Raw genomic sequence first — 14,339 nt, 5'->3', positions numbered from 1 at the left:
AGCGGGGCGGGCGGCAGGGGCCGGGTGGACCGGCCGGCCGAACCGGCCGGTCCGTGCCCGGTGGATCGGTCAGGCGGGCTCGCGGGTCCGCAGCGCCCAGGCCGTCAGGGCGGCGGCGGCCACCAGGATCACCGCGGCGACGGCGCTGGTGGTGTGGATACCGGTCAGGAAGGCGGAGTGGGCGGCCGAGAGCAGTGACTCGCTCTGCGCTGCCCCGAGTTCGGCGGCCGCGCCGGCGGCGCCGGCCACTCCCTCGCCCGCGTCGGCCAGCGCTTGCGCGGGGACGCCCGCCGGGTCGCCCAGGGCCGAGCGGTAGGACGACAGGAGGATGCTGCCGAGGACCGCGATCCCGAGGGCGGCCCCGAGCTCGTATCCGGTCTCGGAGACGGCGGAGGCCGCACCCGCCCGGTCCTCCGGCGCGGCGGTCAGCACGGCGTCGTTGGTGAGGCTCTGGGTGAGCCCCATCCCGAGGCAGACGAGGGCGAACGCGACGATGACGTACGGGATCCGGGGTCCGGCGGCGAGCTGGGTGAACAGCCCGAACCCGAGGGCCATCAGCACCAGGCCGACCACCAGGACCGCGGTGACGCCCCACCACCGGGCGAACGCCACGGCGATGAAGCCCGCGGCGATCGCGCACGCCATGCCGGGCAGCAGCACGAGTCCGGCCTCCAGGGGCGAGATGCCGCGGACGATCTGGAGGTACTGGGTGAGGAAGAACAGGGCGGCGATCATCGCGAAGAGCGTGATCAGGTTGAGCAGGACCCCGACGGTGAACTGGGGGATGCCGAACAGCCGGACGTCCAGCATCGGGTCGGTGCGCACGAGCTGCCTGCGGGCGAACGCCACCCCCAGCGCCAGGCCGACGGCCATGCAGAGCAGCGGGACCGGGGCGAGCCCGTCCACCGCCACCTTCTTGATCCCGTACACCAGGGGGAACATGGCGGCGGCCAGCAGCAGGACGCTGAGCAGGTCCAGCCGGCTCGGCTCCTCCGCGCGGGACTCCCGGATCAGCACCGGCGCCATGATGACGATGAGGAGGGTCACCGGCACGTTGATGAGGAAGAGCGACCCCCACCAGAAGAACTCCAGCAGCGCGCCGCCGAGCACCGGTCCCAGCGCCGACCCCGCGGAGAGCGCGGCGGCCCAGATCGCGATGGCGATCTTGCGCTGGTTCTCGTCGCGGAACATGTTGCGGATGAGCGAGAGGGTGGACGGCATCAGCGTCGCGCCGGCCAGCCCCAGAAGCGCTCGGGCGGCGATCATCGCCACGGCGGTGGGCGCCATCGCGGCGGCGAGGGAGGCGAGTCCGAAGCCCGCCGCCCCGAGGACCAGCAGCTTGCGGCGTCCGATCCGGTCGCCCAGCGAGCCCATCGTGACCAGCAGCGCGGCCAGCACGAACGAGTAGACGTCCACGATCCACAGCAACTGGACCGAGGTGGGCTTCAGATCCTCCCCCAGGTGGGGCACGGCGAAGCTGAGGACCGTCATGTCCACGGAAATCAGCAGGACGGGGAGGATGAGGACAGCGAGCCCCGCCCACTGCTTGGCTCCGGCCCGGTCAGGGACGGCTGGGGTCTGCGGGGCTTCGGTGTGGTAGTGAGTGCCCATCATTCATTTCTGGTTGTCGCGTGCGGAAAGGAACATCTCTACGGCCGTGCGGGCTTGTTCGGCATTCAGGCGGGGATCGCAGGCGGATCGGTAGTCGGGGAATTCTGGTGCGTCCTGTCCGGGGAGGAGGGGTGTGCATTCGGTGACCGTTTCCGGTGTCATTTCCAGGTGCAGCCCGCCCGGCCATCCGCCGTTCCCCGAGACCGCGTCGACGAATTGCTCGATCTCTCGGAGGACGACCGGGAGCGATCTGGTCTTGATTCCTTCGGGGGTGGTGTAGGTGTTCCCGTGCATCGGGTCGCACAGCCACACCACGGGCGCGTTCGTGGCCCTCACCGTGCGGACGATCGGGGGCAGCGCCTCGGCTATGCGGTCGGCCCCCATGCGGACGATGAACGTGAGCCGGCCGGGAATGCCGTCCGGATTGAGGATCGTCAGCAGGTCCAGGACGTCCCAGGGCGTCGCCTCCGGTCCGAGCTTCACGCCGATCGGGTTCTCGACGGACCGCGCCAGCTCGACGTGGGCGCCGTTCGGGTCCCTGGTCCGCTCGCCGATCCACCCGAAGTGGGTCGACGCCAGATGGGCCGCCGACGCCGTACCGCGGCGCAGCGCCCGTTCGTAGGGGAGCAGCAGCAGCTCGTGCGAGGCGAACACGGCCGGCGCGTCCGACCGTTCCCGCCAGGTCTCCCGCAGCGTGTCGAGCACGAGCCGCGCGCAGTTGTACGCCGTGACCATGCGCCAGGGGTCGGGCTCGCGCAGGCGCAGGTCGGCCACGGAGCTGTTCACCGCGTCCCCCCGGAAGCTCTGCACCAGCTCGCCGTGGGGCGCCCGCTCCATGGGGGCCGTCCGGGGTTTGGCGTACTGCCCGGCCATCCGGCCGACGGCCACGACCGGCAGCCCGGTCCGTCCGCTCATCAGGCCGGACAGATCATGCAACTGCGCGACCTTGCGGCGGACGGTGGTGGAGCCGCTGTCCTCGAAGCGCTCCACGCAGTCGCCGCCCTGGAGGAGGAGGGCGGCACCGCGCGCGACGGCGGCGAGACGGGTCCTCAGCATCGCGGTTTCGTCGGGGTCCGTGAGCGGGGGTAATTCCGCAAGGCGCCGCTCGACTTCGCGTACGGCTTTTTCGTCGACCCAGGGCGGTTGCTGCGAAGCGGGCAGGGCCGTGGAATGGGGCAGGCTGCTCATGGGGGAGGTCGCTCCAAGTGTCCGGTCACAGCAGGGCACACCGCACAGGTGAAAGGTGGCGTGTGCGGTGATGTTCGGTCGTGCCTCACATCGGGAGTGCGATTCCATTGCCGGGGCCGAGGCCGAAGGCGTTCCGACCAAGCGATGCACAAGTTACACAGGCATAGTCGGGACAGTCCATCGCGCTACGGCGCCAGGCATCGGCAATCAGCCACCGGGTCCGCCACCCCGACCTCTCACCGGTCAACCGAATCCAGGCGGGCGAAGCGGTCTTGGTCGTTCCTTTGCCTGGGCCATAGGCGACCTTTACCAGCGCGGACAAGGGAGGCGGAGCCGGCGGGAACGTGGCGGACAGCCTGGCGGCACACCGTCGGACCGCCTGCGCGCCCGCCTCCGCCCCTTCGGCGACGGGCCGAAAAACCATCCCTCGCGGTTGGTTTCCCGACGCCGCAGGAGCGCGGTCGCCTCCGGGGCGCGACGGCCGCCGCCAGTCGGCCGGAAATGAGCGGGCGGGGCCCTGACCAGAGGGAAGCGCCGTACGGAGCCCGGCACCCCGGCCGGGGACGGCCGACCGCGAAGTCGGGCCCCGGCGGGTGAATACGAGCCGTACGGGGCGTGTCGGCCCGATGATGGCCCCGAATACCGAACCGCAGGGTCTGTTTTCTCGCGGGCGTCGATCGCGAGTCCCGGAGCGGCGGCTCGGCACGTCGAGGGGCCCGCTCCCGTCCGGCGGGCCGGCGCGGAACCGGTCGGGGGTACGGGCGATCGGACGGCGGCTCAGCGGCGCGGGGGCCGCCCGCGCCGCTGCGGAGCGCCGCGCGTCCACGGCGGGTGCGCGCGGGCGGCGGGGTGCGCGCACCCGCCGTACAGGGCGGGGACGCCCTCAGTCGTCCAGCCGGCCGTCGCAGGTGTCCTGGTAGGGCTGCCCCGGAACGTGAATCCTCCACTCCGCCTCCGTGAACCCGCCCTCGGCCATGGCGCAGGCCGTGCCGAAGAGGTCGGCGCTGACGCCGGGGAGGCGGTAGAGGTCCCAGATGACCAGGGAGTCTCCGCCGCCGCTCACCGTGGCGGCGTACCTGCCGTCCGGGCGGAACGCGAGTTCGTCGACCGGGCTGCCGTGGCGGTTCAGCGTCGCGGCCCGGTGGACGCGGCTCCGGTCGGCCACGCTCCACAGGACGACGCTGCCGTCGTCCTGGGTGACGCCTGCCACCAGGTCGCCGGCGGGGTGGTAGGCGTACGTGTACTGGCCGGCGCCGCCCCGGTCCTCGGCGACCTCCGCCGTCTTCCGGGGGCGGCGGGGGTCCGTGACGTCCCACAGGGCGAGCTCGCGGCCCGCGCCGCCCGTCGCCAGGGCTTCGCTGTCGGGGGAGAAGGCGGAGGACGCGTTGCTCTCCGTCAGCTCGACCGGCCGGGAGGAGCCGTCGGCCCGCAGCAGGTGCGTACGCAGTGCCGGCAGGGTCAGCAGCTTTCCGTCGGGGCTGTACCGCACCCCCTCCAGGGCGGAGAGGTTCTCGGCGAGCGTGCCGCGTTCGCGGGGCCGGGCCGGGTCGCTGATGTCCCATACCGTCGCCCGGCCGGGCGAGAAGAAGGTCTCCGCCCCGCTGACGACCACGTCCCGGCCGTGCGGGGCGAAGTCCACGGAGGTGACGGGGTCGGTGTCGTGCGAGAAGCGGGAGACCTTCCGCAGGCGGGTGCGGTCGAGGATCTCCCAGACGAGTACGTTGCCCAGCCGGTCGCCCGCCGCGAGCAGCCGCCCGTCCCGGCTGATCGCGATGTCGGTGACGAACGCGGGCGTGGACGCCTCGGCGGTGCGCCGGGGCCGGGCGGGGGACCGCACGTCGTAGAGGGTGACTCTCTGGTCGTAGCCCGCGGTGGCGAGGGTGCGCCCGTCCGGGGTGAAGGCCACCGAGGTGAGGGCGGCGCGGGCGCCGAGCACGGCGGCGGGGCGGGGCTGCGCGCCGCCGCCGGGGTCCCAGTGGATGATCTCCTCGAAGTCCGCGGAGACCATCCGGCGCCCGTCCGCGGAGAAGACGAGGGACGTGATGGTGGCGGCGTGGCCGTTCAGCCGGGCGGACTCGACGGGGTGCGCGGGGTCGGTCATGTCCCAGAGGGCGATGGTGTCGTCCAGCCCGCCCGTGGCCAGGGTGCGGCCGTCGGGGCTGATCGCGACCGCCGTCACCTGGTCCCGGTGGGCAGTCCAACTCGCGGTCTTGCGGGGGCTTTCGGGAGCGCTGATGTCCCAGACCTGCACCGTCGCGCCGTCCGTGGTGATGAGGGACCGGCCGTTCCCGCCGAGGGCCGTCAGCTCGTCGACGCGGGGTATCCGGGCCAGGGGGCGCGGGGCCTCGGGGCGGGAGACGTCCCAGAGGGTCGCGCCCGACGTGTGGGTGATCGAGTCGCTGTCGACGGCCTCGTCGCGCGCGGTGACCAGGCCGGTGGAGGTGACGAGCGTCCTGCCGTCCGGGCCGAAGAGCATCGCGCTGTTGTCGTAGACGTTCTCGTGCACCGCGCGTTGGACGGGACGCGCGTGGTCGCGGACGTCCCACAGGACGAGGGCGCCGCGGGTCGCCGGCACGCCTTGCGGCGCGCTCCAGCCGACGGCCAGCATCGCGCCGTCGGAGCGGAAGCCGACCCCCGCGGGTCTCCCCCGCACCTTCGGCGACGTCAGCGAGCCCGTACGGCGCGGCCGCGCGGGAGCGGTGACGTCCCACAGGGTCACCGCGCCGTCGTCGCACGTCACCGCGAGCGTGCGGCCCGCACGGTCGAAGGCGTACCGGTGCAGACCCCCGGTGCAGGGAGCGAAGGCCGCCGGGGCGTGCGCGGACCGCCCCTCGGTGCGGCGCAGCACCAGCCGGTCGCCGTCCGCCTCGCCCGCCTGCAACCGGCCGTCCGGGCTCAGCAGCGGCTCGCGTTCGTCGTGGGCGGAGCTGCCGACCAGGCGGCTCTGGACCAGGGTGTCCGAGACCGCCGCCCGCGTCTCGGCGGTGGGGTTCAACGCGTGGGCGGCCATGGCGAGTTGCAGGGCGAGCCGGGGTTGGGCGGCGCGCCGGGCGGCAGCCTCGGCGACCAGGGCCCGGTGGGTGGCGGTCTTGCGCTCCGCCTCCGCCACCCCCTGCTGCTGGAAGGCCAGCGCGCCGCCCGCGAGGGCCATCACCAGGGCGACCGCGACCGCGCCGAGCGCCTGCTTCAGACGCAGCGTGCGGCGCGCCTCGCGGGCCCGTTCGGCGCGGTCCGCCTCGATGCCGGCGGTCAGGAACTCCTCGTCGAGGCGGGGCAGTCGGCGGTGCCGCAGCCGTTCCTCGGGCATCAGGCGGCGGGCGGTCTCCAGACGGCTGCCCCGGTAGAGGAAACCGGGGTCGCGGTCGGCGGCGTGCCAGGCGCGCGCGGCCTCGGAGAGCCGCTGGCGCTCCACCAGGCCGCCCCGGTCCTCGTCGATCCAGCGCCGCAGCCGGGGCCAGGAGCGCAGCAGCGATTCGTGGGAGAGTTGCGCGCCGTCCTGGTCGACGGTGATCAGCCGGGCCTCGGCGAGCCGGTCCCGGAGGGTGGCGACGACGTGCCGCCGAGGCGGCGGGAAGCCGTCCAGCAGGGCGTCGGCAGCGACCTTCCGGCGTACGAGGGTGTCGCCGCCGTCCGCGGTGACGTGGACCATGCGCAGCAGCAGTTCGCGCAGGGCGTCCCGCCCCGCCGTGTCGAGGTCCTGGTAGAGGCGCTCGGTCGTCGTGCTGATGGAGTGCCAGATGCCGCCGGTGGCCTGGTAGCCGGCCAGGGTCAGGGTCGTTCCGCTGCGCCTGCGCCAGGTCTCGCGCAGCGCGTGCGCGAGGAAGGGCAGGGCGATGTCGAGGTCGGGCCCGGACGCGTCGGGCGGGCGCACGGCGGGTGGGGCGGGGTGGTCCGCGGTGTCGGACGGGGGCGTGGCGTCGGTGGCGTCCGGCGGGGGCGTGGCGCCCTCGGCCCGTACGTGGCCCCACCGCAGGTCCTGGAGCAGCCGTTCGGTCAGGCCCTGTTCCAGGCCGAGGCCCACCACGCTGGCGGGCCCCTCGATCGCGGCCCTCAGTTCCTCGTCGCTCATGGGCGGGACCATCAACTGCCGCCGCTCCAGCACGGGGACGAGCGATGGATGGGCGAGACAACTGCCGTAGTGGTCGGCGCGCAGCCCCAGGACGACGCGCGGGCCCGGTGCGTCCGGCGGTTCCGCCTCGTCGCCCGCTGCCGCCGGGTCTCCCGGCCCGCCGCCCGCGCCCTCGGCGGCCGGGAGCAGCGCGTCGATGAACCGGGCGCGCTCGGCGGGGTCCGAACAGCGGGTGAAGACCTCCTCGAACTGGTCGACCACGAGCAGCCCGCAGGGCGGGCGTCCCGGCAGGGGCTTGGGCAACCGGCCGCCCCGGACGAGCCGCCGGTGCACGTCCGCCGCCGCCCTCCCGGTCGCCCGCGCCCACAACTCCGCCAGGGCCCGCAGGGGTTCGGCTCCGGGCGCCGGCAGCAGGAGCGCCGGCCAGGGCAGGCCGCGCGGGTCGGGCGCGGACAGGTGGCGTCGTTCCAGCCCGGCGAGCAGTCCGGCCCGTAAGAGGGACGACTTGCCGACGCCGGAGGCCCCGATGAGCACGGTCACGGAGGAGGCGGGGTCCGGGCCGGTGGCGCGGACGGCGTCGAGCAGCCGCCGGGCGAGGGCGTCCCGCCCGAAGTAGTGGCGGCTGTCGGTGGCGCGGAAGGACTCCGTTCCGGGGTAGGGGCACGGGATGTCGGCGGGCGGTTCGTCCCGTCGCACTCCCGCGCCGCCGTCCGTCGCACCGGCGTCCCGGTAGGCCCGGTTCTGGGCGATGACCATCGTGCCCAGCGAACCCTCGCTCTGCCGGCGCGGCCGGATCGGCCCGTCCGCGAACGCGTGGTCGAGGGCCGCGTAGAGGCTGTCCATCGTCAGCCGGAGCGGCCCGGCGGGGTCGCCCTCGGTCAGCAGCCGCAGCACGTGTCCGCTGAACAGGGTGTGGCGGCGGCCCGCGGGGGCGAACGACAGGTCGTAGCGGGAGGTGGCGCTGAGCAGCAGGCTGCCGTCGGGCCTGGCGGAGACGAAGGGCTCGTGGGCGGGGGCGCCGTTGCCGCCGGGGATGCCCGCCCTCCCGGAGTAGCAGCAGTCCAGGACGACGATGCCGCCGCCCGCGCAGTCGCCCAGCAGGCCCCGCAGCGTGTGGTAGGGCACGGCGCCGGAGATCTGGTCCGGGGAGCGGGCGGCCCGTGTGGCGAGGTACAACTCGTCGCCGGGGCCGAGCAGTCCGTGTCCGACGTAGTAGAGGAGCACGGGGCCGGTCGCCCGGCGCGCCACCCGCTCGACCGTGCCGACCACCTGCGCGGCGTCGGCGTCGGCGGGGACGCGGACGACGCGCTCGGGGTCGAGTCCGCAGACGTCCCGCAGGGCCGCCTCCAGGTCGTCGAGCGTGGTGGCGACCGCGGGCAGATCGGGCAGCTCCGAGCCGGTCACATGGCTGGCGGCGCCGATGAGGATCGCGTACGCGCCGGAGGCGGCGAGCCCGGTGGTCCCGGCGGCCCCCGTGGCGTCCGGGGTCACGACGAGCCGGGCGGTTCGGCCCGTTCGGCGCCGACTGCCGGGGGCGGGACGGAGGCCGGCGAGGAGCCCGTGGCCGCGTCCAGGGAGGCGGCCAGTTCACGCACGAGCCGGGCGTTCTGTTCGGCGTCGAGTCCTTTGAGGCGGGTGGTGGAGACGGTGACCGTGGTTCCGTCGGGCCGGGTGATGGTGATGGTCTGGTCACCGCGGCGGGTCTGCACCCAGGCGACGAGCGCTCCGGCGAAGACCGCCGCCACGCCGCCGGGGGCCAGCAGCGCGAGCAGCGCGTCGGCTTCCAGCCCCATGGCGCCGGGCGGTGGCGGCTCCGGCGCGTGGACTTGGACGCGGCCGCGCAGTTCGGGCTCCTCCGACAGCCAGCGGCGAAGCTCGCGCAGGGCTCCCCCGTCGCCGCCCTCGGCCGTGATGGCTATGCGCACGCGTCCTCCAACAGGTCCCCCTCGGGCGGCCGTTCGCCGTCGACCCGCGCCACTTTACGACGCCCGGCGGGCCCGGCTGAAGGTCCCGTCCGTGCTGTCGTGGCGGGACGGGCCCGGTGGCGCGCACTTCCGCCGGGCCCACGGGGCGGCCCGGACCCCTGGACCCGGCTTCCAGGTGCTGCGCACCTGGCTGCCGGGCGCTCCCGCATCCGAGGCGATGGGGCCGGCGGCCGACCAACCGGCCGTACCGGTAACGCCCTTGTTCACCCAGGCGCTCGTCCCGAGGTCCGCTGCGAGGCGGCCTGCGCAAGGGAGTGGCCGAGGTCCACTCCGACGGCGGCGCGCCGACCGGGGCGCACGGTCGGCGGACCCAGGGCTCGCGGGGAGTCGCGGGGGCGTACCGTACGGCGCCGGCCGAGCCCGTGAGCGTCCCCCTGCGCCCTCGCGCGGGCGCTCGCGTGGCGGGCCGTCGGCCGGTGGGCGAGCATGGAGGGTGCACGCGCTCCGGTCCGGCGTAAGGCCCGATCGGGAGTCCGGCCGTCCGGGCGCGGCCTCCGGACGGCCACGCACCGCCGCACCCGGTCCGACGAGATCTCGGGAGGCAGTATGTCCCAGCCCCGCCAGCAGCAGTCGCCGCCCGGCACCACCTCCGCGATGACCCCGCGACCCGACCACGGGGAGCGGAGCTACCGGGGATCGGGCCGGTTGACCGACAAGGCGGCGGTGATCACGGGTGGGGACAGCGGCATCGGTCGCGCCGTCGCGATCGCCTACGCCCGCGAGGGCGCGGACGTGCTGATCTCCTACCTCGACGAGCACGAAGACGCGGAGGAGACCAAGCGCTGGGTCGAGGACGCGGGCCGCACGTGCGTGCTGGTCCCCGGCGACGTGGCGGACCCGGCCCACTGCCGCTCGATCATCGCGACGGCGGTGGAGGAGTTCGGCCGGGTGGACGTCCTGGTCAGCAACGCCGCGTTCCAGATGACGCGGGATTCGGTGGAGGACATCCCCGACGAGGAGTGGGACCGGACGCTCGCGATCAACCTCAGCGCCTTCTTCCACCTGACCAAGGCCGCCCTCCCCCACATGCGGCCGGGCTCGTCGATCATCGGCACCACCTCGGTGAACTCCGACGCCCCGCCGCCCCGACTGCTCCCGTACAACGTCACCAAGGCGGGCATCGCCAACATGGCCGGGTCCCTGTCGCAACTGCTCGGCCCCCGGGGCATCCGCGTCAACAGCGTTGCTCCGGGCCCCATCTGGACGCCGCTCATTCCGGCGACCATGCCGCCGGACCAGGTGGAGAGCTTCGGGTCCCAGGTCCCGCTCGGGCGGCCGGGCCAGCCGGCCGAACTGGCGACGGTCTACGTGATGCTCGCCTCGGACGAGGCCGGTTACGTCTCCGGGGCCCGCATCGCCGTCACCGGCGGGCAGCCGATCCTGTGAGCGACCGCGCTCCCCTCCCCCACCCGCTGCGGCTGTCCGTCACGGCCAAGCCGCTGGTCTTCGGCGGCCACGCCATCGCCCGCCGCCTGGGCAAGCGGGGCCTCCCGGACTGGAGCATCGCGGAGACGTGGGAGTGCAGCGACGTGACGGGGGCCATCGGGGTCGTGGTCGCGGGACCGCTGGCCGGACGGACTCTGCGCCAGGTCACCACGGAGTACGGGGAGGAACTGATGGGCGCGGGGTGGTCGGGCGAGTACTTCCCCGTCCTGACCAAGTTCATCGACGCCGCCGGCTCCCTGCCGGTGCACCTGCACGCCGACGACGAGGCCGCCCGGCGGTTGGAGGGCCGGCCCAACGGCAAGACCGAGGCGTGGCACATCCTCGACGCCGCACCCGGAGCGTCCGCCCTCTGCGGCGTCAAGGAGGGGGTCACGCCGGAGCGACTGCGCGCCGCGCTGGAGGCGCAGGACTTCGACGCCGTCCTCCGCCGCCTGCCGGTACGGGCCGGGGAGACCCTCTACGTCCCCGGCGGCGCCCTGCACAGTTTCGGCCCGGACACGCTGGTCTACGAGATCGAGCAGACGTCGGACATCCAACAGCACGCCATGCGCTGGAACATGGAGGACGGCTCCCCCGTGGGCGACGCGGAGTTCGACGCCAACCTCGACATGCTGATGCGGGAAGCGGACCTGGAGACACGGCCGGACTTCACCCCCGGACTGCGGATCGCCGTCGGCGACGGGGTCGAGCGCGTCTTCCTGTGCGCCGGCCCCTACTTCGCCCTGGAACGCTGGCGGGCGGGGACGGCCGAGCCGCTGCGCCACTCCTTCGCCACCGCGCAGGTGCTGTCCAACGCCGGCGCCCCGGTACGGGTGCGTTCGGGCGCCTGGACCGATGAACTGGGCCGCGCCGAGACGCTTCTGCTGCCCGCGGTCTGCGAAGAGGTCGAGATCACCGGGCCGGCCGACGTCCTGTTCGGTTACCTGCCCGACCTCGACCGCGACGTCCGCACCCCCCTGCTCGCAGCCGGGTACGCGCCGCGGCTCATCGACGCGCTCGGGGCGGGCTGAGCCCCGGCGGAGGAGCACCGGCCCCTCGCGGGGCCCGTGCGGCGGGTGCGCCGGGAAAGCAGTCGCGTGGAACGACGTGGTCGCGCAGACTCCGGGTGTGGAACGTATGAGGGACATCGCGGATCGTCTCACCGGCATCGACGGAGTGGTCGGCGTGTGCTTGGGCGGCAGCCGGGCGCGAGGCACGCACAGTCCGGACTCCGACGTCGATCTCGGCCTGTACTACCGGCCCCCGTTGGACACCGCCGCCCTGCGCGCCCTGGCGTTCGAGCTGACGGGCGAGCCGGTCGACGTGACGGAACCGGGCGACTGGGGGCCGTGGGTCGACGGCGGGGCGTGGCTGACCGTCGACGGCTGCCGTGTCGACTGGATCTACCGCGACCTGGACCGCGTGCACCGGATCTGGGAGGAGTGCCGGGCAGGGCGCTTCGAGGTGGGCGTCCAGGCCGGCCACCCCCTGGGGGTCTACTCCCCCGCGTACGCCGGCGAGGTGGCGCTCGGACGTGTCCTCGCCGACCCCGGTGGTGAACTGCGCGCCGTGCAGCAGGAGGTGCGCCGCTACCCGGAACCCTTGCGTGAGGCGTTGCTGGCCAACGCGCGGTGGGAGGCCCCGTTCATCCTCGCGGCAGCCCGCAAGGGGGCGGCCCGCGGCGACGCGTTCTACGTCGCCGGGTGCCTCTTCCGCGCGGTCGGGCTCCTCGTGCACGCGGTGCACGCCCACGCGCGGTGCTGGGTGGTGAACGAGAAGGGGGCCGTGCGGGCCGCGGGATCGCTGCCGGCCGCGCCCGCGGGCTTCTCCGCGCGGGCTCACGCGTTGTTCGCCGTACCGGGCACGACCCCGCAAGCCCTGTCCAGCGCCCTGGACGACGCCGACCGGCTGACGGCCGAGGTCTGCGGGCGGCTCGCGTCCTGAGGGCGGCGGCACACGGGCTCCCTCCCCTCCCCTCCCGGCCGCGTCGGCCGGGCACGACGAGCCCGGCGTCCCGGACCCACCGCCTAGGTGGTTCCGGGACGACACGGCACCCGCTCAGGAGGCCACGAGTGGGGGTCGGCCGAACCCTCGCTGCTACGCGTGCCGGTCGGGTTGGGTTCCCACCGGTGGGCGAGCAGTACCGTCGAGCGGACGGTACTGCTCGTGGTCCACGACGTCACGTCGGCCGGGCGGTTGTCGGACCTGGTGCCGCTGCTCCCTGACGACTGGTGGGCAGTCGCGTCGTGGCACCTGTACGACGCGGAGAATTTGCCTGGACGGCCGGACGTATGGGTATGCCGGGTTCGGCGAGAACTCCGCACGTTGCAGCTGTGTCTCTCCTGTCCTCCGGAGCCATAGAAGGATTTCGGCGGCGATGCGTTCATCGGCAGCAGGACGCGGGGAAACGAATGACTTCTCCCGCATCCGTCCGCATCGCCTCCACCGGGAAAGGGGCGAGGGCGGAGCGACCTCGGCGGCTGAACGCAGGGAGCGTGCGTGAGCTCATCTCCTGCGGATTCCGGCGCCTGCTGCACCTACCCGAGTGTGGGAATGACCGCCTTCTTCCGGACGCACTCCGCCTCCTGTACACCCTCGCCGGTCATCCGCCATCACCCTCTCGCCATGGGATGCGCCCAGGATCGCCTTCCGCACACGGCATCCCCTCATCCGATGTCCGCGCCCGGCCCCGCCGACCTCCAACGAATGCAGCAAGCGATCGACCACAAGCGGCGCACGCATGGCCTTGGTTGATTTCTCCGCCATCCGGCACTGCCGAAGTCGTCGGCGTTCGACTGATTCCGTGGCGATCTTCCGGCCGCCCCATTCCCACGCAAGGCAGGGTCCCCTTGCGTACAGCGCCCATAGGGGTGAGCCGCTCCGTCGCATCACCCCGAATCGCGGACCCGACTTCCTCGTCCCGCTCCCCTTCCCCAGCCCGCACCGGAAACGGAGCACACAGGGGTGCGGTCGCCGGGGACCGCTCTGGCGCGGCCGCAGCCCTGGGCGACGACCCCATGGCGCGAACGATCTGGTGAACCACGAAGCTGTCCCGCCGAGTGATGAATGGGGATCCGCACTCGTTTCCCCGCCGTGGCGGCGCTCAGGTCGGCAAGTCCGGGATGCGGCCTCAGCCGACCGTTCGCCGGCTCGATCGGCCCGACAGCGCCGCTGGCCTGCACCGATGAGCGAGTGCGAGATCTTGGCCTGAATTCGGGCGCGAACGAACGGCGGAGGCGGCGGGGCATTTCCTCCCCTGTTCTCCATTGACGCACGTCTTCCTGGGGACAGAATCCGTGATCAGGAATACCCGTCACAGCGGATCAAGCCCGCCTCGGACGAAATCGGCATATGCTCGTTCGCCATTCCCGACGGTTTGGCCTTAAAAGGACTCAACACGTCACCCTTTTCCCAGCATCCTGGCCAGCAGGATCAATACAGGAGGTGCTTAAGTGAGCGACACCCATACGGACGTGATCTTCAAGCAGAAGGGCCGCGTGACGACAACGCGCGTACTGCCCCCGGAGGGAACGCGCCGACGGTTCGAAAGCTCGCAGGAGGGGACCGGTACGCTGGCCGGCCACAGCGTCAAGGCGATCATCACCTACACGTCGACCTCGGTCAGTCAGGATTCCTTCACCGGAGAGGCGTACGGCATCCTGACTGCTCAGGAGGGAGGCGACGTGGTCCTCTGGCACGCCGAAGGCGCCACCCGCCGGGTGGCGGGTGCGGACGAGCTCATCTGGCGCGGGTACGCGGTGCTGGAAAGCCAATCGCCGAAGTTCAGCGAACTGCACGGCACCATCCTGGACACGGTCATCCGTGTCGGGGACGACGGAGCGGTCTCGATTCGCTCCATTCGGTGGAAGTGATGCTCAGCAGGTGATCCGCGGTCTTGCCGGCAGAGCGATGTCGTCGGACCTCTGCCGGAGGCCGGGACAAGGTGGTCGGGGGGGGGGGGGGGGGGGGGGGAAGACCCCCCACCCTCCCCCCCCCCCCCCCCCCTTCCCCCCCCCCCCCCCCCCCCCCCCCCCCCCCCCCCCCCCCCCCCCCCCCCCCCC

Annotated in this window: 8 protein-coding genes; 4 read left to right on the top strand and 4 right to left on the bottom strand. The window is 73.5% G+C overall.

What is annotated here, in order from left to right:
• Positions 1-69: 69 nt before the first annotated feature.
• The 4 genes from ACZ6EJ_RS22265 to ACZ6EJ_RS22250 form a co-directional block, all read right to left on the bottom strand.
• Positions 70-1,611: an MFS transporter gene (locus ACZ6EJ_RS22265; protein WP_469269431.1), complete on the bottom strand. Its 1,542-nt coding sequence runs from the start codon at positions 1,609-1,611 to the stop codon at positions 70-72.
• A gap of 3 nt (positions 1,612-1,614) precedes the next feature.
• The gene (locus ACZ6EJ_RS22260) at positions 1,615-2,799 is read right to left on the bottom strand and encodes a 3-deoxy-7-phosphoheptulonate synthase (protein WP_469269430.1); all 1,185 of its coding nucleotides are present in this window, start codon (positions 2,797-2,799) and stop codon (positions 1,615-1,617) included.
• Between the two features lie 883 nt (positions 2,800-3,682).
• Positions 3,683-8,359 (bottom strand): caspase, EACC1-associated type, encoded by a 4,677-nt coding sequence (locus ACZ6EJ_RS22255; protein ID WP_469269428.1) that lies wholly within the window; start codon positions 8,357-8,359, stop codon positions 3,683-3,685.
• Positions 8,356-8,793 carry an effector-associated constant component EACC1 gene (locus ACZ6EJ_RS22250; RefSeq protein WP_469269426.1) on the bottom strand — a complete coding sequence of 146 codons (438 nt, stop codon included), beginning with the start codon at positions 8,791-8,793 and terminating at the stop codon, positions 8,356-8,358. The genes ACZ6EJ_RS22255 and ACZ6EJ_RS22250 overlap by 4 nt, the downstream gene beginning before the upstream one ends.
• A gap of 606 nt (positions 8,794-9,399) precedes the next feature.
• Here ACZ6EJ_RS22250 and ACZ6EJ_RS22245 point away from each other — a divergent pair.
• The 4 genes from ACZ6EJ_RS22245 to ACZ6EJ_RS22230 all read left to right on the top strand — a co-directional run bounded on the left by ACZ6EJ_RS22245 (position 9,400) and on the right by ACZ6EJ_RS22230 (position 14,150).
• Positions 9,400-10,239 carry an SDR family oxidoreductase gene (locus tag ACZ6EJ_RS22245; RefSeq protein ID WP_469269425.1) on the top strand — a complete coding sequence of 280 codons (840 nt, stop codon included), beginning with the start codon at positions 9,400-9,402 and terminating at the stop codon, positions 10,237-10,239.
• Positions 10,236-11,309 (top strand): class I mannose-6-phosphate isomerase, encoded by a 1,074-nt coding sequence (locus ACZ6EJ_RS22240; protein ID WP_469269424.1) that lies wholly within the window; start codon positions 10,236-10,238, stop codon positions 11,307-11,309. The genes ACZ6EJ_RS22245 and ACZ6EJ_RS22240 overlap by 4 nt, the downstream gene beginning before the upstream one ends.
• A 106-nt stretch (positions 11,310-11,415) precedes the next feature.
• Positions 11,416-12,222 (top strand): nucleotidyltransferase domain-containing protein, encoded by an 807-nt coding sequence (locus ACZ6EJ_RS22235; protein ID WP_469269454.1) that lies wholly within the window; start codon positions 11,416-11,418, stop codon positions 12,220-12,222.
• Positions 12,223-13,730: 1,508 nt separating this feature from the next.
• On the top strand, positions 13,731-14,150 hold the full coding sequence (locus ACZ6EJ_RS22230) for a hypothetical protein (RefSeq protein WP_469269422.1): 420 nt from the start codon (positions 13,731-13,733) through the stop codon (positions 14,148-14,150).
• Positions 14,151-14,339: the final 189 nt, after the last annotated feature.

Source organism: Streptomyces sp. NPDC041970, assembly GCF_055588985.1.
This window is presented reverse-complemented; position numbering and strand designations above follow the sequence as displayed.

Bases quoted from the DNA above. Each gene is read 5' to 3' on its own strand.
- ACZ6EJ_RS22265 (WP_469269431.1), bottom strand. From the start codon at position 1,611: ATGGGCACTCACTACCACACCGAAGCCCCGCAGACCCCAGCCGTCCCT.
- ACZ6EJ_RS22260 (WP_469269430.1), bottom strand. From the start codon at position 2,799: ATGAGCAGCCTGCCCCATTCCACGGCCCTGCCCGCTTCGCAGCAACCG.
- ACZ6EJ_RS22245 (WP_469269425.1), top strand. From the start codon at position 9,400: ATGTCCCAGCCCCGCCAGCAGCAGTCGCCGCCCGGCACCACCTCCGCG.
- ACZ6EJ_RS22235 (WP_469269454.1), top strand. From the start codon at position 11,416: ATGAGGGACATCGCGGATCGTCTCACCGGCATCGACGGAGTGGTCGGC.